Source organism: Luteibacter aegosomaticola (genome assembly GCF_023078475.1).
GTDB classification, from domain to species: domain Bacteria; phylum Pseudomonadota; class Gammaproteobacteria; order Xanthomonadales; family Rhodanobacteraceae; genus Luteibacter; species Luteibacter aegosomaticola.
The window spans coordinates 2338463-2361873 of the sequence record NZ_CP095741.1 but is presented as its reverse complement, the minus strand read 5'-3'; the positions used below and the strand labels follow the sequence as shown (position 1 = coordinate 2361873).

22 protein-coding genes are annotated in these 23411 nt (G+C 63.1%); 10 read left to right on the top strand and 12 right to left on the bottom strand.

All coding sequences use genetic code 11. From position 1 onward, the window contains the following. The first annotated feature begins 130 nt into the window (after window positions 1-130). Window positions 131-856, top strand: coding sequence for an EAL domain-containing protein (locus L2Y96_RS10315; RefSeq protein WP_425492606.1), 726 nt, complete (start codon window positions 131-133; stop codon window positions 854-856). 38 nt (window positions 857-894) lie between these two features. Further along, window positions 895-1908: a GlxA family transcriptional regulator gene (locus tag L2Y96_RS10310; protein ID WP_247336482.1), complete on the top strand. Its 1014-nt coding sequence runs from the start codon at window positions 895-897 to the stop codon at window positions 1906-1908. 332 nt (window positions 1909-2240) lie between these two features. On the opposite strand, the gene L2Y96_RS10305 is transcribed toward L2Y96_RS10310, so the two are convergent. From L2Y96_RS10305 to L2Y96_RS10290, 4 genes are all read right to left on the bottom strand, one after another. Next, on the bottom strand, window positions 2241-3173 hold the full coding sequence (locus L2Y96_RS10305; RefSeq protein WP_247336481.1) for an ATP-grasp fold amidoligase family protein: 933 nt from the start codon (window positions 3171-3173) through the stop codon (window positions 2241-2243). A gap of 351 nt (window positions 3174-3524) precedes the next feature. Next, complete coding sequence (locus tag L2Y96_RS10300) at window positions 3525-4172, bottom strand: DsbA family oxidoreductase (RefSeq protein ID WP_247336478.1); 648 nt, start codon at window positions 4170-4172, stop codon at window positions 3525-3527. 51 nt (window positions 4173-4223) lie between these two features. Next, the gene (locus tag L2Y96_RS10295) at window positions 4224-5294 is read right to left on the bottom strand and encodes an RMD1 family protein (RefSeq protein ID WP_247336475.1); all 1071 of its coding nucleotides are present in this window, start codon (window positions 5292-5294) and stop codon (window positions 4224-4226) included. Window positions 5295-5405: 111 nt separating this feature from the next. Then, window positions 5406-6182 carry an SDR family NAD(P)-dependent oxidoreductase gene (locus L2Y96_RS10290; RefSeq protein WP_247336472.1) on the bottom strand — a complete coding sequence of 259 codons (777 nt, stop codon included), beginning with the start codon at window positions 6180-6182 and terminating at the stop codon, window positions 5406-5408. Between the two features lie 111 nt (window positions 6183-6293). On the opposite strand from L2Y96_RS10290, the gene L2Y96_RS10285 reads away from it, so the two are divergent. Both L2Y96_RS10285 and L2Y96_RS10280 read left to right on the top strand, forming a co-directional pair. Further along, window positions 6294-7211, top strand: a complete 918-nt coding sequence (locus L2Y96_RS10285) for a LysR family transcriptional regulator (protein WP_247336469.1) — start codon at window positions 6294-6296, stop codon at window positions 7209-7211. 177 nt (window positions 7212-7388) lie between these two features. Then, window positions 7389-7862: a hypothetical protein gene (locus L2Y96_RS10280; RefSeq protein WP_247336466.1), complete on the top strand. Its 474-nt coding sequence runs from the start codon at window positions 7389-7391 to the stop codon at window positions 7860-7862. A gap of 334 nt (window positions 7863-8196) precedes the next feature. Here the strand turns inward: L2Y96_RS10280 and L2Y96_RS10275 are convergent, their stop codons facing one another. The 3 genes from L2Y96_RS10275 to L2Y96_RS10265 all read right to left on the bottom strand — a co-directional run bounded on the left by L2Y96_RS10275 (window position 8197) and on the right by L2Y96_RS10265 (window position 11180). Beyond that, window positions 8197-9129 (bottom strand): MBL fold metallo-hydrolase, encoded by a 933-nt coding sequence (locus L2Y96_RS10275; protein ID WP_247336463.1) that lies wholly within the window; start codon window positions 9127-9129, stop codon window positions 8197-8199. A 183-nt stretch (window positions 9130-9312) separates the two neighbouring features. Next, window positions 9313-10077 carry a LytR/AlgR family response regulator transcription factor gene (locus L2Y96_RS10270; RefSeq protein WP_247336461.1) on the bottom strand — a complete coding sequence of 255 codons (765 nt, stop codon included), beginning with the start codon at window positions 10075-10077 and terminating at the stop codon, window positions 9313-9315. Then, window positions 10074-11180, bottom strand: coding sequence for a sensor histidine kinase (locus L2Y96_RS10265; protein WP_247336458.1), 1107 nt, complete (start codon window positions 11178-11180; stop codon window positions 10074-10076). Before L2Y96_RS10265 ends, L2Y96_RS10270 begins: the two co-directional genes overlap by 4 nt. A gap of 204 nt (window positions 11181-11384) precedes the next feature. On the opposite strand from L2Y96_RS10265, the gene L2Y96_RS10260 reads away from it, so the two are divergent. Further along, a complete protein-coding gene (locus L2Y96_RS10260) occupies window positions 11385-11759 on the top strand; it encodes a hypothetical protein (RefSeq protein WP_247336455.1) in 375 nt (124 codons plus the stop codon). A 1-nt stretch (window position 11760) separates the two neighbouring features. Here the strand turns inward: L2Y96_RS10260 and L2Y96_RS10255 are convergent, their stop codons facing one another. Then, window positions 11761-12678, bottom strand: a complete 918-nt coding sequence (locus L2Y96_RS10255; protein ID WP_247336452.1) for a LysR family transcriptional regulator — start codon at window positions 12676-12678, stop codon at window positions 11761-11763. Window positions 12679-12798: 120 nt separating this feature from the next. Here L2Y96_RS10255 and L2Y96_RS10250 point away from each other — a divergent pair, with 120 nt between their 5' ends. The 3 genes from L2Y96_RS10250 to L2Y96_RS10240 all read left to right on the top strand — a co-directional run bounded on the left by L2Y96_RS10250 (window position 12799) and on the right by L2Y96_RS10240 (window position 14739). Beyond that, complete coding sequence (locus L2Y96_RS10250) at window positions 12799-13548, top strand: SDR family NAD(P)-dependent oxidoreductase (RefSeq protein ID WP_247336451.1); 750 nt, start codon at window positions 12799-12801, stop codon at window positions 13546-13548. 32 nt (window positions 13549-13580) lie between these two features. Further along, a complete protein-coding gene (locus L2Y96_RS10245; RefSeq protein WP_247336448.1) occupies window positions 13581-14120 on the top strand; it encodes a carboxymuconolactone decarboxylase family protein in 540 nt (179 codons plus the stop codon). Window positions 14121-14253: 133 nt separating this feature from the next. Continuing rightward, window positions 14254-14739: a VOC family protein gene (locus tag L2Y96_RS10240; RefSeq protein ID WP_247336445.1), complete on the top strand. Its 486-nt coding sequence runs from the start codon at window positions 14254-14256 to the stop codon at window positions 14737-14739. A 106-nt stretch (window positions 14740-14845) separates the two neighbouring features. Here L2Y96_RS10240 and L2Y96_RS10235 read toward each other — a convergent pair whose 3' ends face one another. The 4 genes from L2Y96_RS10235 to L2Y96_RS10220 form a co-directional block, all read right to left on the bottom strand. Then, on the bottom strand, window positions 14846-15274 hold the full coding sequence (locus L2Y96_RS10235; RefSeq protein ID WP_247336442.1) for a tetratricopeptide repeat protein: 429 nt from the start codon (window positions 15272-15274) through the stop codon (window positions 14846-14848). Window positions 15275-15461: 187 nt separating this feature from the next. Then, the gene (locus L2Y96_RS10230) at window positions 15462-18569 is read right to left on the bottom strand and encodes an efflux RND transporter permease subunit (protein WP_247336439.1); all 3108 of its coding nucleotides are present in this window, start codon (window positions 18567-18569) and stop codon (window positions 15462-15464) included. Between the two features lie 1548 nt (window positions 18570-20117). Further along, complete coding sequence (locus L2Y96_RS10225) at window positions 20118-20381, bottom strand: hypothetical protein (protein WP_247336437.1); 264 nt, start codon at window positions 20379-20381, stop codon at window positions 20118-20120. A gap of 122 nt (window positions 20382-20503) precedes the next feature. Continuing rightward, on the bottom strand, window positions 20504-21403 hold the full coding sequence (locus L2Y96_RS10220) for a LysR family transcriptional regulator (RefSeq protein ID WP_247336435.1): 900 nt from the start codon (window positions 21401-21403) through the stop codon (window positions 20504-20506). Window positions 21404-21534: 131 nt separating this feature from the next. Here L2Y96_RS10220 and L2Y96_RS10215 point away from each other — a divergent pair, with 131 nt between their 5' ends. Continuing rightward, window positions 21535-22473: a pyridoxamine 5'-phosphate oxidase family protein gene (locus L2Y96_RS10215; protein WP_247336432.1), complete on the top strand. Its 939-nt coding sequence runs from the start codon at window positions 21535-21537 to the stop codon at window positions 22471-22473. A 38-nt stretch (window positions 22474-22511) separates the two neighbouring features. After that, window positions 22512-23402: an alpha/beta fold hydrolase gene (locus L2Y96_RS10210; RefSeq protein WP_247336429.1), complete on the top strand. Its 891-nt coding sequence runs from the start codon at window positions 22512-22514 to the stop codon at window positions 23400-23402. Window positions 23403-23411 lie beyond the last annotated feature (9 nt).

Sequence of the window (23411 nt, the reverse complement as noted above, 5' to 3'; positions counted from 1 at the left end):
GGAGTCAAGAATGCAAGCAGACGTGGATCCCGAGTCCGGGGAACGCCAGGCGTCAACCGAAGATGGCTGGCTCATCGCGGATATCCTCCGTGACCTTGAGGCCGGACGCCTGCTCCTCGCATTCCAGCCGGTGCGCATCTTCAACGGTGTCGGCGGCTGCTTCGATGTGTACAGCGAAGCGTTGCTTCGCCGCGCACCGGGGGAAGACGGCCAGAGCGAGAGTGCCGAGGCCGCGATCCTGGCCCTCGAACGCATGGGCATGTGTAACCGCCTTGACCGGGCCGTCGTGTGGACGGTGGTCGGCCTGCTCGAAGCGCACCCCGATATCCGCCTCGCCTGCAATATCTCCGCGCACTCGTTGCGTGACGAACCGTGGTGGCGGCCGCTCATCCATTACCTCGGTTGCGACAGCACGGTGGCGCGCCGGCTCATCATCGAAGTGACCGAGACCAGCCCCGGCGTCGACCACAACGCGGCGCTGGTGCTACTGACCAGCCTGCGCGAACGCGGTGTACGCATCGCGGTGGATGATTTCGGCATGGGGCACGGCACGCTCGAGTTCCTCGCCAGCGTGCGCGCCGATATCGTCAAGGTCGATCGCGCTATCCTGCGCCGCACCCGCGACGTGCGCTTTTCGCCGGATGTGCTGCGTAACCTCGTCCGCGTCTGCGCGGACTACGCCCGCTGCGTCGTCGTGGAGGGTGTGGAATCCCCCGGCGAAATGCGCGCGGCCATCTATTCCGGTGCCGACGGCGTGCAGGGCTACCATATCGAACGCCCTACGCTCAGGCCCTCCTGGCTCACATCCGACGACTATGCGTGGGTCAACCCGCGCCTCGCTAGCCACGTGCGGTAAACGCCTCACTCATCCGCACCCCCAGCCCCCGAGGCCTCATGCCCCACCGCAAAAGCAGCGGCAATCTCCCGGCTCGCCACGTAGCCATCCTGTGCTTCCCACCGGTCGATCTGCTCGACGTCGCCGGTCCAGCGGAAGCATTCAACCTTGCAAATGTACTTAGCGCACCGGTACAGCCTTATAAGGTGCAGGTGATCAACGCAGGGACCGGCCTCTCGATCGATACCGAGGCGGGCTTCGCCATCCATGGCCATGCGGCGCTGGATAGCGAGCGCGATGTCGTGTGGCCGATCGATACCCTGGTGATCACCGCCGGCCTGTCAGGCATCGATCGCTATCCCGAGCGCGCCATCGATTGGGTGCGGCGCAATCAGAACCGGATGCGCCGGATCTGCTCGGTAAGCGTCGGCGCGTTCCCCCTGGCCCGTACCGGCCTGCTGGATGGCCGCCGTGTCACCACGCACTGGCGGCTCGCCGATGCGTTGCAGCTGAAACATCCCGCGTCCGCGGTGGATGCGACGCGCGTGTGGGTGCGCGACGGCAAGTTCTACACGGCCGCTGGCATCAGCACCGGCATCGACCTGGCACTGGGCCTGATCGCGGAAGACCTTGGTGATCGTTTCGCGCACGAGATTTCCGAAGAACTGGTGCTCTATACACGCCGTGGCAATGTCCAACCGCAGGCACCGCCGCCGGCCACGTCGCCCGATGCAGGCCATCGCAGCCTGCGCGACCTGCGCGCGTGGATCCTGGCCAACCTCGACCGTCCGATCGATATCGAAACCATGGCACGCCAGGTGGCGATGAGCCGGAGCACGTTGATCCGGCACGTGCGGCGGGCGTTTGGTACCACGCCTGCTCGCTACGTCGAGCGGCTGCGTATCGATATGGCGCGGCACTACCTCGAGGAGACCCAGCTTCCGCTTGCCGCGATCGCGAACAAGTGCGGCTTCACGCACTTGAACACGTTCCGTCGTGCGTTCCGCATGCACGCCTTCGAGCCGCCGGCCGAATACCGCAAACGCCGGGCCAAGCGAAACCTGGATGGCTGAATCTGCTGTTGTAGGAGCGCGCTTGGGCGCGACATCTTTCGCCTCAACGCTGCAGGGCTTGTGGGGCTTTCGCGAACGGCGTCGCCCACAGGGTGGGCTCCTACTGGGCCTGTGGCGCTTTCGCGAACGGCGTCGCCCACAGGGTGGGCTCCTACTGGGCCTGTGGGGCTTTCGCGAAGGGCGTCGCCCACAGGGTGGGCTCCTACAGCCGGCTGTTGTAGGAGCGCGCTTGGGCGCGACATCTTTCGCCTCAACGCTGCGGGGCTTGTGGGGCTTTCGCGAAGGGCGTCGCCCACAGGGTGGGCTCCTACAGGGGTTTCGCTGCTCTGTTGTTATAACGGGGTTGGTTGGGCGGGTTCGGTTGGGGTGACCGGGACGGTCAGGCTGATTTGCGGTAGCGCGGATTCGCGGACGAGTTCGCCCAGGATCATCCGTGACGCGGCTTCTTCGCCATCCGCCGGGTAGAAGATGCCGTTCGCGCCGCTCGGGCAGTTGGTGAGTTCACCCACCAGCACCTGCTCGCCATTGGAATACAGATCGACACGGATCAGCGAAAACCCGCGGCTGAGCGTCGCAGCGGCATCGAGCATCTCGGCGAGGTTCGCCGGCCGCTCCACATCCACCGTGCCACGTTCGTACACCAACCCAAAATGCAACGGGCGCCAGTCGAGATCAAAGAAACGCCTTGAATGACGGACGTGCCGGTTCGCATCGACCTGGATGAGCTTCGGTTCGCCGTTAAAGCAGAACACCTTGTAGTCGATCAGATCGACGGCATTGAAGATGATCGGCTCAACGATCACCTTCGCCTGCAGGTAACGGTAATTCGGCTCGCGCGATTGCCGGTAATAGTTCAGCTGGAACCAACGGCGGATGCGCTCGAGATCGATGGCTTCACCGTCGCGACGGATGATCACCTCGCCACTCGCATGGGTGGGCTTGATGACGCACGCCGCCGGGAAAGCCTCGTCCGCCACCTCGCGCACATGGCGAAGGATGCGCGTGGTAGGCACGTTGAAGGTGTCGCCCAGGGTGTCGCGCACGTAGACCTTCAACAGCTCCTTGTCGGTGACGAACACGCGCAGCGGATCCTGCAGTTCGCCGGAGGCTTTCATTCGGTAGATAAGGTCGTTGACCAGCTGGCTCTCGCGGCGCGGGAGGCGTCTGTGCTGGCGGAGGAAACTGGCGAAATGAATGGTCGCGTCAATCAGCGACCAGGTGGGCAACCGCTGGACCAAAGCTCGCTTCGTGAACTTCGCCGACATCCCTGCACCCTCCGTGTTCAACGCTGCCACGCGGGCGTGTCGCCTAACAGATCTATCCAGCGCCGCACCCCCACGTTTTCGGCAACCTTATCCGAATTCGGCAGGAAACGTGATGAATCTCCCACTCACGATGCTGAACAGTCGAGGGTCCGGCTGTGACGCAATTCCGTGCGAATAAAGTCCTTGCGCGTGCAAAGACAAGGGCCTGGCGGACAAACCGCCAGGCCCTTATGCCTTCACATTCCTAAACACGCGGTAGGAGCCCACCCTGTGGGCGACATCTTTCGCCTCACCGCTACAGGCCCTGTGGCGTTATCGCGAACGGCGTCGCCCACAGGGTGGGCTCCTACGTCAGCTTTCGGCGGCCATGGCGCGTAGCTGGCGTTCGAACTCCTCGGGCGGCTGGCCGCCGGAGATGAGCCACTTGTCGTTGACGATGACGGCCGGCACGCCGGTGATGCCACGGCTCTGCCACAGGTGTTCGTCGGCGCGCACTTCCTGCGTGTACCGATCGGATTCGAGGACGGCGCGGGCTTCGACCGGATCGAGGCCTGCCTTCTCCGCAGCGGCCACGAGCGCATCGTGATCACCCGGGTCCGTCTGGTTGGTGAAGTTCACCACGAACAGCTGGTGCTTCAGGGCCTGCTGCTTGCCGGTGCCCGCGGCCCACGCCATGAGGCGATGCGCATCGAACGTGTTGTAGATGCGGCTCGCATCCGAGGTGTTCATGGTGAAGCCCACGGACGCCGCGCGGGCCTTGATGCGCTCGCGATTGGTCTGCGCCTCTTCCGCCCCGATGCCGTACTTCTTGACGATGTGTTCGACCATGTTCTCGCCGCCCTTCACCATGTTCGGGTTCAACTCGAACGGGTGGAAGGTGATCTCCGGATCGACCACGTCTTTCAGGTTCTCCAGCGCGCGCTCAAGGCCGCCCAGGCCAATCACGCACCACGGGCAGGCGACGTCGGAGACGAAATCGATCTTCAGTTTCTTGGACATAAGAAGGGGCCTGGACGATATGCAGTCAATGATAGGCCCCATATGTGGGCATCATTTGAAGATTGCCAGTACCAGTTCCACCGCGATCAGCAGCACGATCGTGATCTCGAGGATGCCCGCCCGGCTGACCGACGCCTCGTCGTACAAGGCGGCATAGGTATCGCGCACGATCTCCAGCTTGCGATCCACGGCAGCCCCCAGGGCCGGCACGCCAAACAGCTCCAGCGTGGCCGTATACACCTGGGCCAGATACGGGTGCCCCATGGCTTCCAGTGCGTTCTCGACCTTCTCCGTCAGCTCGGTGACCTCGGCCCAGACGGTGTACAGGCGGCGGGCCAGCCGTGACAGTTCCGCCGGGGCGAAGAAGGCCGAGACGGTTCGGGTGCGATCGACCAGGTCGTACATGCGCGGCAGTTCGTCATCGAGCAGGTTGCCGTAGTAGCGCAGCTCCAGCAGCTGCGCGTTCGCCACCTCGAGCACGGCGGCAATGCCGGCATCGCCACCCGGCTGGTAAAGCAGGGCGCGATCGCGGGTGACCACCACGCAATCCTCGGCCAGGTAAGCGAACCGGTGGCGTAGCAGGACCTCACGCGCTTCGACCGACAGCGGACGCGGATCCCCGGCAAGCAGCGGCGAAAGATCGACCATGCGATGGAGGACATCCGGCAGCGGCTCGGCGAAAGCATCAATCTCGATGAGGTGGTAATCCTCCTGGATCACCGCTTCGTTCGGCCGCTCCAGTGCAGGGGCGAAGCGTGCCTTCACCTCGGCCAGCAGCGGCATCCAGGGCGCCGATGCCTTATCGAAGCCCAGCGCCTCTTCCACGTGCCGGGCCATGTCCACGAAGTGCAGCCACGCCTTGTCTTCTGCCACACAAGTGATGGCGAGCGCGATGGCACCGAAGTCATAAACGTGGACCGCGACCTCGCCCTGCACGGGCCCGCCAGGCAGCGGTATCTCGACCGTGCCGTAGCGCAACCGCAGCGGCGGCACATCGAAGGTCAGCGACGCGACCGGCTCATCGGCCAGGGGTGTATCAGCGCAGCAGGCGCGGGCTTTGCCCAGATCGATGGCATAAGCCACATCGAACAAGCCAAGGGCCGTGAGGCGGGCACGCCTCACGGCCGGTGGAGCCATTTCCGTAGCGGTAGACAAAAGTCAGGTCCGTGGCGGTGGTGGCGACCAGTCTAGTGGCCGCCACCACCTTTCTTTGTGACGCTGACCCGCCGGGTATCAGATCTGCGCCTGGCCACCGTCGACGAAGAGCTCGATGCCGGTGATGTAGCTGGCATCGTCCGAGGCCAGGAACGACACGGCCTTGGCGATTTCATCAGGCTCGCCGGTACGGCCGAGCGGCGTTACCGTGGCCACGTAAGCGGCGTAATCGGCGATCTGCTGTTCGCTCATACCCAGCTCGGTCGAGTAGCCCGGGGTCACGATGGTGCCCGGGGCCACCACGTTGACGCGGATACCACGACCCTTCAGGTCGCTGGCCCAGGTGCGGGCAAATGAGCGCAATGCAGCCTTGGTGGCGGCATAGACGCCGAAGGCCGGGGCGCCCTTGATCGAGACCATCGAACCGTTGAGGACGATGGCGCTGCCCTCACCCATCAGCTCCAGCGCCTTCTGCACGGTGAAGAGCGTGCCCTTCACGTTGATGCCGAAGTACTTGTCGAAGTGGGCCTCGGTGATCTGGCCGAGCGGAACGAACTCACCGCCGCCAGCGTTGGCGAACAGGATATCGAGCTTGCCACTGCGCTCGCGGATGGTGGCGAAGATGCGGTCGAGGTCGGCGGCGACCGAGATATCGCCCTGGATGGCGATGGCACCGGCCTTGGCGGCAGCGGCATCCAATTCAGCCTGACGGCGGCCGGTGATGTACACCGTGGCGCCTTCGCGGACCAGGCGCTCGGCCGTGGCCAGGCCAAGGCCGGAGCTGCCACCGGTGACCAGGGCGATCTTGCCGGCATGGCGGGTGGTGTGGATGTTGCTGTTGGCGAGCGTGTTCATGAGCTTAGGCTCCGAAGACCGCGGCGCGGTCGATGGGTAATAGTCTGGTTATTTCTTCTGGATGGATAAATAATCCGGATGCGATTTCACTATTTCCAAGGGGAAATAATCTTGGACCATCTGCTTGCCATGCGCGTGTTCGGCCGGGTCGTCGAGACAGGTGGTTTCGCCAAGGCAGCCGATGGGCTGCGGCTACCGAAATCGACGGTGACCAAGCTGGTCCAGGGGCTGGAGGCCCAACTAGGCGTTCGCTTGTTCGAGCGAACCACCCGGCGGGTCACCGTGACGGCGGAAGGTGCGGCGTACTACGAGCGCACCCGGCACTGGCTGGCCGAACTGGATGATTTCGAAACCACGCTGGCGGGCGGGCGCAGCAGCCCCGTGGGTACATTGCGGATCGACACGGGTGGCTCGGTGGCCGCCGGCCTCATCCTTCCGGAGCTGCCTTCATTCCGCGAACGCTACCCGGGGATCCAGTTGCAGGTTGGCGTCTCCGACCGCACGCTCGATCTCATCGGCGAGGGCATCGATTGCGCCATCCGCAGCACCGGCGATAACCCTAACCTGGTGACACGGCATATCGCGGACTTCCCATGGTCAACGTGTGCTTCGCCGGCCTACCTTGAGCGGCGCGGCGTACCTCAGCACCCCGACGATCTGGTGCGCGACCGCCACGACGTCATCGGTTACTTCTCCGCACGCACCGGGCGGCGTCTCGCACTTCAATTCAGCGACCGGCCACGCGAGATCGGCGATGAACTCATCGCGCCGGTCGAAGTGAACGAAAGCAACGCGCACACCGCCGCCGCGGTCGCCGGCCTTGGCATCGCCCAGACATTCACCTTCGCCGCCGCACCGCACATCGCCCGCGGCGAACTGGTGCCTCTCCTCACGGACTGGCAACCCGCACCGCTCGCCGTCTATCTCGTCTACCCCAGCGAACGCCGCCACAACGCGCGCCTCCGCGCCTTCGTGGAATGGATTACCGAAACCCTCCCCCGCCGCGTGGCGCAAACCGCCACCCTGTAGGAGCGCGCTTGCGCGCGACATCTTTCGCCTCACCGCCGCACGCCCTGCTGCTTTCCCGCGAAAGATGTCACGCCCAAGCGCGCTCCTACAAGAGCCTTGAGCGTGTTGACACCTTCGGGTCGGTGCCGCATGGTCCAACGATCCGCCCGTGGTCCGCGGGCCAGCTAGGGAAAGTCCATGCTCAGGATGCTTGCTCTTCTCTCGTGTGCCGCGTGTGTATCGGTTGCCGCCGCAGCAACCACGCCGTCCCCGATCATCGGCAAGTGGGCCGTGGATACGTCGCGTATGAACATGCCGCCGGAGGCCCGACCGAAAAGCGTGTACGTCACATTCGCGGAAGCCGGGACGGATAAGCTCACAATGAGCGTCGACATCGTCTATGCCGATGGGAAGCAGATACACACCAAGGGCACCAACCCGCTCGACGGCACCTCCGTGCCCGTCGTCGGAAGCCCTGAAGCCGATGCCGCCGCCATGGCGCACCCGCAGGCCAACGTGATCGTGGTCGCGCTCGGCATGGGCGGCATGCCCGCGTCGACGCGCATCTACAGCGCCGCGCCGGATGGCAAAACCATGAACGAAACCGTGTCGTTCGTCGACGACAAAGGCAAGCCCGGCACGCGGATGCATTACTTCACGCGGGTGAACTAGCCCCGCGCGGCACCACCCCAAGCGACATCGCACCTAAACGACATCACGATCAAACGACACAGCAATGGAACGACACCGCGACTGAACAACGTTGCGACTGAACGACCCTGCGACTGAACGCCCCTGCGATTGAACACCCCTGCGATTGAACGACGATGCGATTGAACGACGATGCGATTGAACGACGATGCTCTTGTAGGAGCGCGCTTGGGCGCGACATCTTTCGCGGGAAAGCAACAGGGCCTGCTGCGTTGAGGCGAAAGATGTCGCGCCCGAGCGCGCTCCTACAGGGGTTTTGCGTTCTTTCAGACCGCGATGAACGATGCGCTAGCCTCTACTTCAAACCGTCGTAGACAATGCGGGTGAAGAAATCCGGATCGATCACGAAGTGACCATACTTGTCGTCCCACTTCGCCGTAGGCTTGGCGGCGACCACTTCATCCCGTGATTTGCCCTGCTTCTTCAGCGCAGCCACGTTGTCACGCACCCCAGCGAGCATGTCGCGAAAGTCGCGAAGCTGCTGCTTGGTCCCCACCGGGCCGTGGCCTGGCACGAGCACCACATCGTCCTTCAACTGACCAAGGATCATGTCATCGACCTTGATCATCCCGTCAATGCCGCCACCGTTCTCGTTATCGATGAACGGGTAGACGCCGTTCCAGAACAAGTCACCCAGGGAAGCCACATTCGCCTCCTTGAACACGACGTACAGGTCCGTATCGGTATGCGAGGGATCCGCCAGCTTCACCTCCACGGTCTGGCCGTCGAAGTGATAGGTCTTGTCCGCTTTCACCACCTCGCTGGGAATACCGGCAGCCGCGAGTGGCTTGAAGGTGAAGTCCCAGTCGTCCACCCGCGTGGTGGTCGATACCCGCTTCACCGTCCCCGCCGTGGCAATGATCGTGGCGCCATCCTCGTGTACCCACGGATTGCCGTCGGTGTGGTCCCAGTGATAGTGCGTGTTGATCAGGTACTTGATCGGCCCCTTGCCCAGCGCATTGACCGCGGCCTCCACGCGCGGGCGAGACACCGCAATACCCGCATCGACCATGAGCTTGCCCTGCTTACCCGTCAGCACCGTGATGTTGCCGCCGGAGCCGGAAAGCATGCTGAGCGAACCACGCAGCGGCGTGGTTTCGATGGGTGCGGTCGCGGCCGCGGCGTTGATCTTGATGACGGGGCTGGTGGGTTTGGCAGCATCCTGCGCCCAGGCGGCGCAGGTCATGGTTGTCGCGACAGCCAGTAAAGCGAACGAGGCACGTTTCATAGCGATCCCTCCCATGGTGCCGCCGGGCGGCGGCAGGCTTGGGAAGCATTCGAGCGGCGGACGCCCCCGTCTTGGCAATTCCACCAAACCCCTTGTAGGAGCGCGCTTGCGCGCGACATCTTTCGCCTCACCGCCGCAGGCCCTGTTGCTTTCCCGCGAAAGATGTCGCGCCCAAGCGCGCTCCTACAGAGAGACGAGCTTTAGGAAGGCTTCGTGTTGGTAGCGGCTCATGCGGAGCTTTTGGCCGGTGTCCATGGTGAGGACGTGGTGGCCGTTGAACCAGGGGTGCACGGCTTGTACGCGGCGGACGTTGACGATGGCCGAGCGGTGCACGCGCGCGAAGACCCGCGGGTCCAGGCGCTCGGCGAGGCTGGACATCGTTTCGCGCATTTCGTGGACACGGTCGGCCAGGTGGATCAGTACCGTATTTCTACTGGCCTTGATCCAGACGATGTCGCTGACGTCGACGAAGGTGATCTGCTCGCTGTCGCGGATGGGGATTCGTTCGATGTATTGGTCGCGGCGACGCAGCGCGTCCAGAGCCTGCAGGAGTCGCGCGGAGGCTTCACCTCGCACTGCCGGCCGCCCCACTCTTCCCTTCGCACGCTCCAGTGCCAGCATGAAGCGGTCGCGGCCAAACGGCTTCACGAGGTAATCCACGGCATGGGCTTCGAACGCCTTCACGGCGTATTCCTCATACGCCGTGACAAACACCGTGGCAGGCATCCTTTCTGCCCCGACCGCACGCACGACATCCAAACCGCTCATCGCCGGCATCTGGATATCGAGGAACACCAGGTCCGGCGAGCCGGCACGCAAGGCGGCCACCGCCGACGCACCATCACCGCACTCGGTTAACTGCGCCACATCAGGATCGTCCCCGAGTAGCCGCGTCACCGCCTGGCGCGCGATCGGCTCGTCGTCGACCACGAGCACGGAGAGCTTCATGCCTCGACCACCTCAGGCTCGTCCTCATCGACAAGCTGGTACGGCACGCGAATCCGGCAGGCCACGCCGCGCGGCCACAGCATGTGCAGTTCTACCTGACCTGCGGGCCCGTATAGCTCGCTCAGGCGCAAGCGCGTATTTGACAGGCCAATGCCATGGCCCTCCGCCGCGGAACCATCGGGCTCCAGCGTGCTATTGCGGTTGCGTACCTCGATCACCAGGCTATCGCCATCGCGCCGGCTTTCGATTTCCACGCAATCGTCACCCACGCGCTCGCCAATCCCGTGACGGATAGCGTTCTCCACGATCGGCTGCATGATCAGGCTCGGTACCGCGCAAGCCAGCGTATCCGGTGCGATGTAGATACGCGTCTCCAGCCTATCCTTGAACCGCGTGCGCTGGATGCCAAGGTACAGATCGAGCAGCACCAGCTCCTGCCGCAGGGTGATCTCCTGACCCTGGCACTCCTCCAGGAAGGCACGCAGCAAGTCACTCAAGCGTAGCAACATGGCCTCCGCCGACAACACATCCTCGTGTAGCAACGTGGCAATGGCATGCATGGTGTTAAACAGGAAATGCGGCTGTAGCTGCGTGCGCAGCACCTGCAGACGCGACTGGGCCAGCTCGGACGCAAGACGCGACGCTTCCAGCTCGCGGCGTGCCTTTTCCTCGCGGAACTGCATGGCCTGCTGGATCGCAAACAGCGCCCAACAGGTGAGCAGCCCCGTGGCCGCGTGCTGGCCAACGTACTGACGCCATTGCTCGGCGAAACTGGATGACTCGGTAAACGTGGAGACGGACGCGCCGATCAACAGAGCGAGCCCGGTCATCCCCACACTGCCCAGGAACGGAATCCACAGCTCGCTGAACTTAAGTGGCAGGCGGATCGGGTAATGCTCACCCAGCCGAAACACCAGCGGTGCGAGCGCCGGCCATGTGTACCACTCGATCACCGACCAGCGCACGTAGTCGCTGACATCCCAGGTTTGGCCCATCAGGCTATCGCGCATGTAGCCCTGCCACGCGAAGACCAGCGCCACTACACCCCACATGCCGAGGTAGCGAGCCAGGCCGATTTCGGTGTTACCCAGGCGGACTTTCATCGGAGCCCCAAAGCCTAAGATGTCGCTCCATCTTAGGCACCGCCACAAGCGGGTGGGAAGCGAAATACGGCCGTGCTGCCATTGGTCATGCCTGTTCGACGATTCGTCCCACATCGGTTTTCGATCGGCGCGGATCCGGTGCCAGATGGCCACGCCGGAGGACGTGCCCTGCCGGCGAAACCCACCCGCCGCCGGAGCCACGCCATGACACGGAACCTTGCCTGCCTCGCCATCTCTTTGGCCACCCTCACCGCCACGGCCTGCGCCTCGCCGCAACCGCGGGCAGGCAACGCCGAATGGAAGACGCCCGCCCCGTTCACGCTCGTCAATGCCACCGCCGCCAGCGTGACCACGCTGGCCCTTGCCCCTGGCGGCACCGCTGATTTCGCGACGGTCGATCTCGGCGGCGCCGTGCAAGGCGGCCTCACGTCCGCCACGTTCCGGCCCGCGGCCGGTCCCTGCGTACGGGACATGCAGGTGACCTTCGCCGACCAGCGCAGCACCGTGCTCACCGGCATTGATGTCTGTCGCACCCATGGCCTGCGTCTCGACCACCTGAAGGGTGGGATGAACGGGTGAATCAGGTTGCTGCGAAAGCCGATGTAACGTGATCCATAAAGGCCTGCACCTTCGCCGAGTGCCTGCGCTCCTGCGGGCTCACCAGATGGATGGGCGAAAGGATCGACCAATCCGGCAGGAGCTTCACCACGTCGCCGCGCGCGATCTCCTCTTCGAACAACCAGGTGGGCGTGTAGCACACGCCCATGCCACCGAGGATGGCGGCGCGAACCACTTCACTGCTATCCGTTTGCAGCGTGCCCGACACGGGCACCTTGTGCTCGGTACCCACCGGTTCATTCGCGCCCACGCCCGCCACGAAGTGCCAGCTACGCCGCATGCCGGTACCGGTGTAAACAATGCAGTTGTGCTCCGCGAGATCGAGCGGATGTGCCGGAGGCTTCATGCCTTTCGGCAGACCACGCAGGTAGCGCCGATGCGCGAGCACCTCGCGCACGGAATGGCCAACCCGGCGTGCGACGAAGCTGCTATCCGGCAGCTCGCCAATACGCACGGCCACATCGATGCCGCGCTCGACCAGGTCGATGAAGCCATCGCTCAGGCGCATGTCGATCTGCACATCGGGATTTGCCGCCAGAAAGCTCTGCACGACAGGCATCAACCTCAGCCGGCCAAAGCCCACCGACGCCGCAACGCGTAGCGTGCCCTTCAACGCCTGCCTCCCCGTACCCAGGACGGCTTCCGCCTCGGCAATCTCGGCCACCAGGCGGCGCGCCGTTTCGAAGTAGCGAGCGCCTTCGTCGGTGAGGGCAAGGGAGCGCGTCGTGCGCGCGAGCAGCTTCGCGCCGAGCTCCCGCTCAAGTGCGGCCACCTGCTTGCTTATCGCGCTCTGGGTACTGCCCTGCTCCTTGGCCACGGCGGAAAAACTGCCGGCTTCCACGACGCGTACGAAGGTGTGCATGGCTTGCAGCTTGTCCACGGGGCGCCCCATTTCATTCCTATCAGGACTCAATCATATGCCATCCAGCTTTCTAGTTGCGCTTATCGGAATGGATCAAAGTTCACCCATCGACTCGCACACCACCACCGGAGCACAGCCATGAACACCCCCGCCATCCTGATTACCGGCGCCCTCACCGGCATCGGCCGCGCCACCGCCCTCGCCTTCGCCGCCGATGGCGCCCGCCTGGTCGTGAGCGGCCGCCGCGACGAGGCCGGCCACGCCCTCGCCGCCGAATTGCGCGGCCTCGGCGTGGAAGCGGAATTCATCCGCGCCGACGTCCGCCACGAGGCCGATGTCCGCGCCCTGGTTGAACAGACCGTCGCCCGCTTTGGCCGCCTCGATGCCGCCATCAACAACGCTGGCACCGAAGGCCAGCTTGGCCCGGTCGCCGAACAGACCGTCGACAACTACGAGGCCACGTTCGCCACCAACGTGCTCGGCACCTTGCTATCAATGAAGCACGAAATGCGTGCCATGCAGGCACAGGGCCACGGCGCCATCGTGAATGTGTCGTCGATCGCGGGCCATGTCGGTATCGCTGGGGCCTCGGTGTACGTCGCCAGCAAGCATGCCGTGGAAGGCATGACTAGGGCCGTGGCACTCGAGGGCGCTCCCGCAGGCATCCGCGTCAACGCCGTCGCACCGGGTCCTGTCGCCACCGACATGCTCGATCGTTTCGTCGGCAATGACGAAGCCGCAAAACAAGGCTTCCTCAGCACCATCCCGGCACGCCGCGCCGCCTCGGTCGATGAAATCGCCCAGACGATCGTATTCCTCGCCGGCGACAAGGCCCGCTATCTCACCGGCCAGATCGTCGCTGTCGATGGCGGCTATTCCGCGCAGTAATCCTCCCCCCAACCTCCACCTGGAGAACCACCATGTCACGCCTCAACGTCCCCACCCGCGACGACGTTTCCCCCGCCAACCAGGCCCACTTCGACACCCTCACCAAGGGCCTCGGCATGGTGCCGAACCTTTACGCCACCCTGGCGCATTCGGAGAACGCACTGGGCAACTACCTGGCCCTGCAGAACGCCAAAAGCAGCATCACCGGCAAGGCACGCGAAGTCGTGAACCTCGTTGTCAGCCAGGTGAACGACTGTGAGTACTGCCTGGCAGCCCACACCCTGATCGGCAAGATGAACGGCTTCAGCGAAGCCCAGGTACTGGAAGTGCGTAGCGGCACCGCAAGCTTCGATCCGAAGCTGGACGCGCTGGCACGGCTGACCAAGGCCATCGCGGTGCAGCGCGGCAAGGTGGAGAGTGCCCTTGTCGATGCTTTCTTCGCCGCGGGATGGACGGCTGAGAACCTCGTCGACACCATCGTGACCATCGGTGACAAGACCATCACCAACTACCTGCACGCGGTGACGGGTGTGGCCGTGGACTTTCCGGCGGCCCCGAAGCTGGCCGCCTGATGCCGGAATAAGTGCCACGCACGAAGGTGCCCGCCGGCAAGCCGGCGGGCACTTTCGTTCTCAGGGAAAACAGCACCAAGACGCGGCAGTCACGGAGGCACATCGTGGTGGCTTGCGTCCCTGGAGCCCTCCCATGAATACCACCCACGCCGCCGAGCCCTTCCCGATCCCACTAACGTTCGAGATCGTGGTCATCCCCGTCGCCGACCCCGACCGCGCCAAAGCGTTCTACACCCAGCTCGGCTGGCGTCTCGACGCGGATTTCGCCAACGAGAAAGGCTTTCGGGTCATCCAGTTCACACCGCCGCAATCACATTGCTCGGTGCAGTTCGGCGACAAGATGAGCGAAGCAGCACCGGGGTCTGTGCGCGGGTTGCATCTGGTCGCGAGCGACGTGGTAGCGGTGCGCGACGAACTACGCAAGCGCGGCATCGAAACCAGCGACGTGTTCCACGATGCGGATGGGCTATTCCACCACGGCGGCAACCACAACCGCGTCAACGGACCGAACCCCGACCGAAAGAGCTACGCCTCGTTCCTGTCGTTCAACGATCCGGATGGCAACGAGTGGGTCGTGCAGGAAATCTCCACCCGCCTCCCCGGCCGGCTGTGGGAATAACGCCGTTGTAGGAGCGCGCTTGCGCGCAATCAGGCGCTACGGCGCGCTTTCCTCGCGCGCGATCACGCGAACTTTTTTGTCAGCGACCCGCTCGGGATCAAGGCACCTAGATTTCGATCTTAGTCTCTAGAAACTCCAAGTACTTGGGATCATCTTCCATGAAGATATCAAGCCCCGCCCCCATATAGGCCCTAGCCAACTCATCAGCCGCACGACCCAAGTCTCCGAGCTCAAACGCGGACTGACCTATTCTCAAATGGACATAGGGATTTCCAAGGCCACCCGCGCATTGAACGGCGTTGATGTATGACCTAAACGCTCGCTCAAAGTTTTCGGATCGAAAGTCCAGATCACCGAGAGCAACATAAATCCACGTTGCGGCTTCCCACTGCTTGTGATCAGCGGGCAATAATTGAAGTGCCTCCTGATACTTCCCGCGCGCAACTTCCAGCTCTCCCCGAGCCATGAATTCATCGCCACCCTTACAGAGTGAGGTAATGGCCTCATATATCTCACTTGGTAACTGCTGCGACATTCGCCTCTCTCCTTGTAGTTCCGTCAAGCCGAAGCATCGTGTTTCCTTTTACCAGTCACGTCTCGCAGCGTGTTCGCACCCGCCTTTTAACGCCCTGTCGCTCCGGATATACCCCCCGAGGTCGCCGGGACTGATAATTACAACCCTGTAGGAGCGCGCTTGCGCGCGATCGCGCGCAAGCGCGCTCCTACAGGGTGGCGAGGGTCATCCGCAGGGCTTTCTTCGCTCGACGGTCATGCTGCCATAAGTAGATGGCAGGCGTGCTAAGCAAAGTCAGCAACTGCGAGACCAGCAACCCACCCAGGATGGCGATACCCAGCGGCACACGCATTTCGGACCCCACCCCGAAGCCAATGGCCAACGGCAGAGCCGCACCCATCGCAGCCAGCGTGGTCATGGTGATCGGCCGAAAGCGCACCAGAGCAGCCTCAGTGATGGCTTCCACAGGCGACATGCCCCGCTCCCGCTCGGCTACGAGGGCGAAGTCGACCATCATGATGGCGTTCTTCTTCACGATACCGATGAGCATCAGCACCGCGATCACCGACATCAGGGTGAGCGGTGTCTGGGTGACGAACATGGCCAGATAGGCACCCATGCCGGCTGCGGGGAGCGTGGAAAGGATCGTCAAGGGGTGGATGAGGCTTTCGTAGAGCACGCCGAGCAGCACGTACATGATGGCAATGACCGATGCCAGCATGACCAACGCACCCGTCACCGCCTCGATCAGCTTCTGGTTAGAGCCCGTCTCCTCCTTCTGCACGCCGGGCGGTAACCGCGTGTGATCGATCAGGCTGTCGACGATCCGCATGCCCTGCACCTGATTCACGTCTGGCGCAAGGTTGTAGCTGATCGACGAGGATTCCAGCTGGTTGTGGTGGCTGATGCCCGTGGGTGTAATGGAACGGGCAATCCGTGCGATCGCCGACAAAGGAACCATGCTTCCAGCGCTGCTTCGCACGTAAGTGTTGAGAAGGCTACCGGGCTGTAAGGAATGCGCACCTGACGCCGTCAAGATCACCCGATACTGGCTGATCTCCGAGAAGATCGTCGATACAGGGCGCTGGCCGAAGGCGTTGTACAAGGCATCATCCACGGCGGCCATACTCACGCCAAGGCGTGCAGCCGAATCGCGATCGACGGTCAGCGCCTGCTCGTTGCCGATCGTATCGAAGCTGGTGCTGACATCACGCAACTGCGGCATGGCGCGAAGCTGCTTTGCCACCGCAAGCGTCGTGTCCTGCAGGCTGATGCCCGACGTGCTCGTCAGCTGCACCTGGTACTGCGGCCCGCCCGACCGTGTGTCGCCCCCACCGCCGAAGAACTGGATCGGTGTCATCACCACGGTGACGTCCGGGAAGGCCTTGGTCTTCTCCGAGAGGCGGCTGATCACGTCCTTCACGTTAGCCGTCCGCTCGCCGGGTGGCTTCATGCCGACGTACATGCTGGCCGAATTGCCCACGGCGCCACCGCCGTTGCCGCCGAGAATGGCCGTCACGTCGGCCACCGCGGGATCGGCCTGGACGAGGCCGGCGACGTAACGGGTGCGCTCCGCGAGGCGCTCGGGCGAAACATTCGCCTCGGAGGTCAGGCCCACCTGGAACATGCCCAGGTCCTCGTCGGGCATGATCGCACCTCCCGCCGTGGCGGCCACTGCAACGGCCAGACCGCCGGTCAGTATGAGCAGCAATGCGGGCTGCCAGCGCATGAGCCGGCGGTGCCGCATCGACCAGTGCAGCATGCGTTCGTAGCGGCGAAGGACGGCATTATCCCAGCGCGCCAGTGCTGCCCCCACCCGCGATACATCGCCCTCGGGATGGTGCACGAGGTAACGGCCGCACAAAGCCGGCGTAATGGTCAGCGAAACGATGGCGCTGACGACGATCGCTGCAACCAGGGTCACCGAGAACTCGTGCACCAGCGACACGAACATGTTGTTGCCAAACACCATGGGCGCGAACACGGCGATCAGCGACAGCGTGATCGAAACGACGGTGAAGCCGATTTCCCGCGTACCGAGCAGCGCTGCCTCGAGTGGTGGCATGCCGAGTTCCATGTGCCGCACGATGTTCTCGATCACCACGATCGCATCGTCCACCACGAAGCCAATGGCCAGCACCAACGCGACCAGCGAGAGCGTGTTCAACGAATAGCCCAGCAGCCACATGACCCCGAAGGCCCCGGCGAGCGACAAGGGCACACTGACCATGGCAATCAGCGTTGGTCCCAGGCGACGAAGGAATAACAACATCACACCTGCCACCATCAGCACGCTGATGCCGAGGGCAATCTCCACTTCGTGAAGCGCGGTCTTCGTCGTCTGGGTCAGGTCGAAGATGGGCGTGACCTGCGTATCGGCGGGAAACAGGGCGCGAAGTGCGGGAATCCTCGCCTTGATGGCGTCGACCGTGGCGACGGCATTCGCCTCTGGCCGCTTGCTCACCTGCAGCACGACGCTGCGCTGGCCGTTCAACCACGCGGCCTGGTATTCGTCTTCCTGTCCGCTGGTGATCGCCGCGATGTCGCTTAACCGCACCGGCGTGCCATTGCGCGAGGCCACGACCAGTCGCGCGAAATCAGCCGGCGAGGTCAGCGCATCGTTCGCCAGCAGCATCATTTGACTATGCCCGGCCTGCAGGCTACCCAGCGCCGAGGTGACATTGGCCGCGATCAGCGCATTGCTCACATCGCCCGAGGTCATGCCCTTGGCGGCGAGCGCCAGGCTATCCAGCTCGACGCGCACCGCATGCGCTGAACCGCCCGATACCTGCACGTTCGCAACGCCATCGACGCGAGAGATTTCCGGCTTGGCCAGTGAATCGGCCAGGTCGTAGAGCCGATCCGGCGGCAGGCTTGGTGAACTCAGTGCCACCAAAACCACCGGCATCTGCGAGGTGTCGAACTTGAAGTACTGCGGCGGCGAAGGCAAGCCGGGAGGCAGATCTGTCGCGGCGGCGTTGATCGCTGCCTGCACATCACGCGCGGCTGCATCGGTATTCGTGCCGAATTCGAATAGCAGCTGGACCTGGGCCGAGCCCTCGCTAGCCGTACCGGAGAGCTGCGTGACGCCAGGAATGCGGCCGAGATGCCGCTCCAGCGGCGCCATAACAGTATTCGCCATGGTGTCTGCATTCGCACCAGGCAGCGACGTGGTGACGAAGACCGCAGGAATAGCCATGGTAGGCAACGCCGCCACGCCCAATAGCCGATACGCCCAGAGTCCCGCGATAAGCAGGCCAATGCCCAGCAATGACGCGCCCGCCGGGCGCCGGATCAATGGAGCAAAAACATTCATGCGCTTCCCTGGCACCCCTACCTGCGAGTCGGCCCCGACCATATAGCGGCTAGCGCGAGGGCAAACGTGCCATTGGTTGGCCTGAGCCGCTGGACGATCGGGACAAGCTTGTCGCTAACGGTCTCGCGTTTGGCTAGGAAGCGCGCCCTCCGGGTGAAGGAGCCGATCAGGCCAGGTCAATCACGAACTGGCAAGTTAAGCGATTCGCTCCCACAGACCGCGACCTTCTCGCTCCGGCTCGACTAGCGTCCATACTGAAGCGCAAGCCATGCATTCGAAGTAACCATCGGCTCCTAACTGAGGATGCCGTGGCCTAAACCAATCGGGCCGTCCAATCCGACGCATCTCCCCGCAAGCGAGCGCAGCGTCAACGCGTTTTTCGCATTCCTGCTGTTCGATCCTCGAATCAAATACACCCTGCGAGCAAATAGTATCGCAATGCGAACAGCCGGGAAGAATCACGGAAACGCTCGCCATCACCTCGCCCATATCACCGCGGACGAGTCGCAGATAGGCGCCCCTGCTCACTTGGTTCGACAGCGCATCCTTGTGAGAAAGAACCCATTGTTTAAACTCATCAATCGCCAACGCATGCGACCTGAGATCTTTCAGCGCGGCCTCAAAGTCGCCTGACAATCTATCCATTGAGCATTAACCCTCGCGAACCTTGCAATTCCTGCCCCCTTTTACCCCTGCCCGCTCCATGCCTGTTGTTCCGTCAGAAGCTTACAGGCCTTCGTCTGATGTAACGAGGGGACGGGCGCGAGCTAAAAGACGACAAGCCGTCCCTCCGGGAAGGCCCCCTCCCACCCACAGGGGAAATGCCCGCCAGCGTACCAATACGCCTGGCTTGCATAGAACCCAGGCGGAAAAACATCGGCAAATTCCGACTCCATCCCGAGATGCAGGATGTCCCATTGAACGCTGCCTACAAACGTGTGCGGAAGGTTATGCGCCGCGACAATCGACTCTGTTTTCCGAGTGACCAACGGGACTGATACGGCCTTGACCATTCGAACGACCTTATTCCACTCATTGAAGCGATCCCGGTCGCGCTCCACTAGTCGTTCACGGTACTGATTAGCCGCCTCCTCGCAAAGGTCCCTCCAGTACGGTGACTCACTCGCTGCGAGCGCTTCATCCCAACTCGATGCAAACGACACTCGCCCTGAGTCACGAATACCAACGCAAGAGAACCAATCCTTACTGGCGAGCTCTTCGAAGGTTTCGACGGTCCGTTGATGCATGATCAGTTGTCACCCGATTGATTGAATCGCCCAATGGGATTCGCGGAACAGTCCCGCCTTACTAGACGTCATTTGCCAACGTCAACACCATCCCGTCCGACACTATGAGCGCTTCGACTCTTCAAACGCTCGCAGCAATCCGAGGTCATTGAATACCTTAACCCCATTACGCATCAAGTAGCCCAAAGCCTCCTTCGCGACCTGCTCATCGTCCTCCATGAGGTTCCACAATCCACCGTGACTATCGATGAACTTTATCAAGGCTCGCTCACCGCGGGAGTTTTGTTCATCTATAAGAAACCTAGATCTCTACTAGCCAGACTTCGTGAGAAGTCAGCACATTGGCGTTTAACTCAATCGACGAGCTTGTCCAAAGATCCCTATTTTCGGTGCCATTACTGACCTCACCATCAATCCCTATTCTTTCGGTTACTGCACCATCAATCACCACTTCGCACATGGCGGCCTTGATGACTTTAGGTTGGGCATCTAGTGGACCAGCGAGAATGGTCTTGTCGCCGACTTTGAACAGCCGCTCAACTTTCATCCTGAATTTCATCGTCACAACCCCATTTCCTTAAGCGTTTGAAGCCGCCGCACGTCTTCGGGACTCAAGCCAAGCATATCGCGCGCAAGCGTGCTCCTACACGAGCTGAGGGCCGTCATCGTGGCGTTGCGGAACCCGGGTCACGCCAGATGAGGGTGTTGGCGCAGGTGTTCAGCTAGCAGGTCGATGAAGCGGCGGACTTTGGTGGAGCCGTACTTGCTTTCACGGTGGACGACGTGCACCGGCCAGGGGGCTTCTTCGTAGTCGGCCAGGATGATCTTGAGCTTGCCGGAGGCGAGCTCCTCGCCTACCTGGTACGACAGCAGCCGGGTGACGCCCAGCCCGGCGACGGCCGCGGCGATCGCCGCATCATTACCCGTCACCGTCAGCCGTGGCTTCGTTCGCACCAGCGTCGGGTCTTCGGCACTGCCGAACTTCCAATCGACTCGCGGCGACAAGCCGCTGGTCGCGATGATGGTATGGCGCAGCAGATCCGCCGGGTGTTCGGGCACACCATGCGTTTCCAGATACGCCGGCGAAGCCACCATCAACCGCCTCACCTGCCCCACCTTCAATGCCTTCAGGCTGGAATCCGGCAGGTGGCCGATGCGTACGGCGACGTCGATACCCTCTTCCACCATGTTGACCACGCGGTCGAGGAAGTACGCGGAGACATCCACCTCCGGGTAGTCCTGCAGGTAACGCACGACGCAGGGCATGACAAAGGTACGGCCAAACATCACCGAGGCGGTGATCGAGAGGTTGCCCTTGGGCGCCGCGTTGACGCCAGCGGCGGCCTCGTTCGCTTCGGTGATGCTGGCGAGGATGTTGCGCGTGTCGTCGAGGTAGCGCTGTCCGGCCTCGGTCAGCCGCACGCTGCGTGTCGTCCGGGCCAGCAGCTTCACCCCAAGCTCGTCTTCGAGCGCCGCGATGGCGCGGGTCACCGCAGCCGGTGAAAGATCGATCCGGCGCGAGGCCGCAGCGAAGCTCTCCTCCTCGCCGACGGCCACGAAGACTTTCATCAGGTGCAACTGATCCATGGCGGTGCGTCCGGCGGCCTAAGGGCCCTGGGGCCATCATTACGCCACGCGCAACAATCAATTGCGAGCCGTCTCGTTCCCGACTCAGGGCCGTTTTCGAAGAATGGACCCATCGAAACGAGGACGCCCCCATGTCACGCAACCACCACTTCCACGAAGGCGAACGCGCGGTCCAGCGCCGCGCTGGCGAGGCGGCGACTGCCGCCCGCAACGTCGCCATGGTGAGCGATAGCGTCATCGGCGGTGCCCGCCCGTTCGTAGCCAGCCAGTTCATGGTGGCCACCGGCAGCATCGACGCCACCGGGGCGGTATGGGCTTCGCTGCTCTTCGGCAAGCCGGGCTTCGCGCATACCGAAGACGGGTCGCAGATCTCGCTGGACGTCCCCATGGCCTACCGCGAGGCCCACGAACCCCTGTGGACCAATCTCGCCGCCAATAAGGACCTCGGCCTGCTCTTCATTGAACTGGGCACCCGCCGCCGCTACCGGGTGAACGGGACGCTGACCGGTAAGGACGACAAGCACCTCGAAGTGAGCGTCCGCGAGGCGTACCCCAATTGCCCGAAATACATCCAGCGCCGCCAGCTTCGTACGCTGGAAGAACGCCGCACTGCCACGCAGACCGCCAGCGGCTCGGCATTACGCGGCAGCGTGTCGGCACTGGTCACCCAGGCTGACACGCTGTTTCTCGCCAGCCGCCACGCCGAAGCTGGCGCGGATGTCTCACACCGTGGCGGCGACGAAGGCTTCGTGCAACTGATCGACGAACGCACGCTGCGCATTCCCGACTATCCCGGCAACAGCATGTTCAATACCTGGGGAAATTTGCAGGTGGATGCTCACGCAGGCATCTGCATCCCCGACTTCACCCACGGCCGCCTGCTCCAGCTCACCGGCACCGTCTCACTCGAATGGGACCAGCCCGATCCCTCCGATGAAACCGGCGGCACCGGTCGCTACCTGCAGTTTCACGTCGACCGCTGGTTGCTCCACGACGCCATCCCGCGCGCCGCGTGGACGTACATCGACGCCTCACCGTTCAACCCGCCCGTACCGCCTCGCGAATCCTGATCGCCACCCCGGCACACCACGCACCCTGGAGATACCTCATGAACACCCAAGCCAAGCCCCCGGTCGTCTTCTATCGCAACGAAAAAATCGACGGCCTCAACATCGCCTACCGCGAAGCCGGCCCCGCCGATGCACCCGTCGTGCTGCTGCTCCACGGTTTCCCCACCTCGTCACACATGTTCCGCAACCTCATCCCGTACCTCGCCACGCGTTACCGCGTGATCGCTCCGGACTACCCCGGCTACGGCGAAAGCGACGCGCCGGATGTGAAGGACTACCACTACAGCTTCGAAGGCTTCGGCAACATCGTCCGCACGCTGCTCGAACGGCTGAAGGTGCAGAAGTACGCGATGTATGTGATGGACTACGGCGCACCGGTCGGCTGGCAACTGTTCCTGAAGAACCCGGAGAAGCTCACCGCGCTGATCATCCAGAACGGTAACGCCTACGACGAAGGCCTGAAGGCGTTCTGGGATCCGATCAAGGTGTACTGGGCCGATGGCGCCGCGAAGAGCCGCGATGCGCTGCGCTGGCTGGTGAAGCTCGACACCACGATCTTCCAGTACACGGATGGCGTGGACGACAAGACCCGCATCTCCCCGGACAACTGGGTGCACGACCAGCGCCTGCTCGATCGCCCCGGTAACGAGGATGTGCAGATGGACGTGATGTACGACTACCGCAAGAACGTCCCGCTCTATCCCGAAGTGCAGCGCCTGTTCCGTGAACACCAGCCGCCAACCCTGATCACCTGGGGCGAGCGCGACACGATCTTCCCGGCCGACGGCGCCCACCCGTACAAGCGCGACCTGAAGGACCTCGAGTTCCACCTGTTCCCGACCGGGCACTTCGCACTGGAAGACAAGGGCGACGAAATCATGCCGCTGATCGGCGACTTCCTGGACCGCAAGCTGGGCAAGAAGGCCTGAACCACCGCC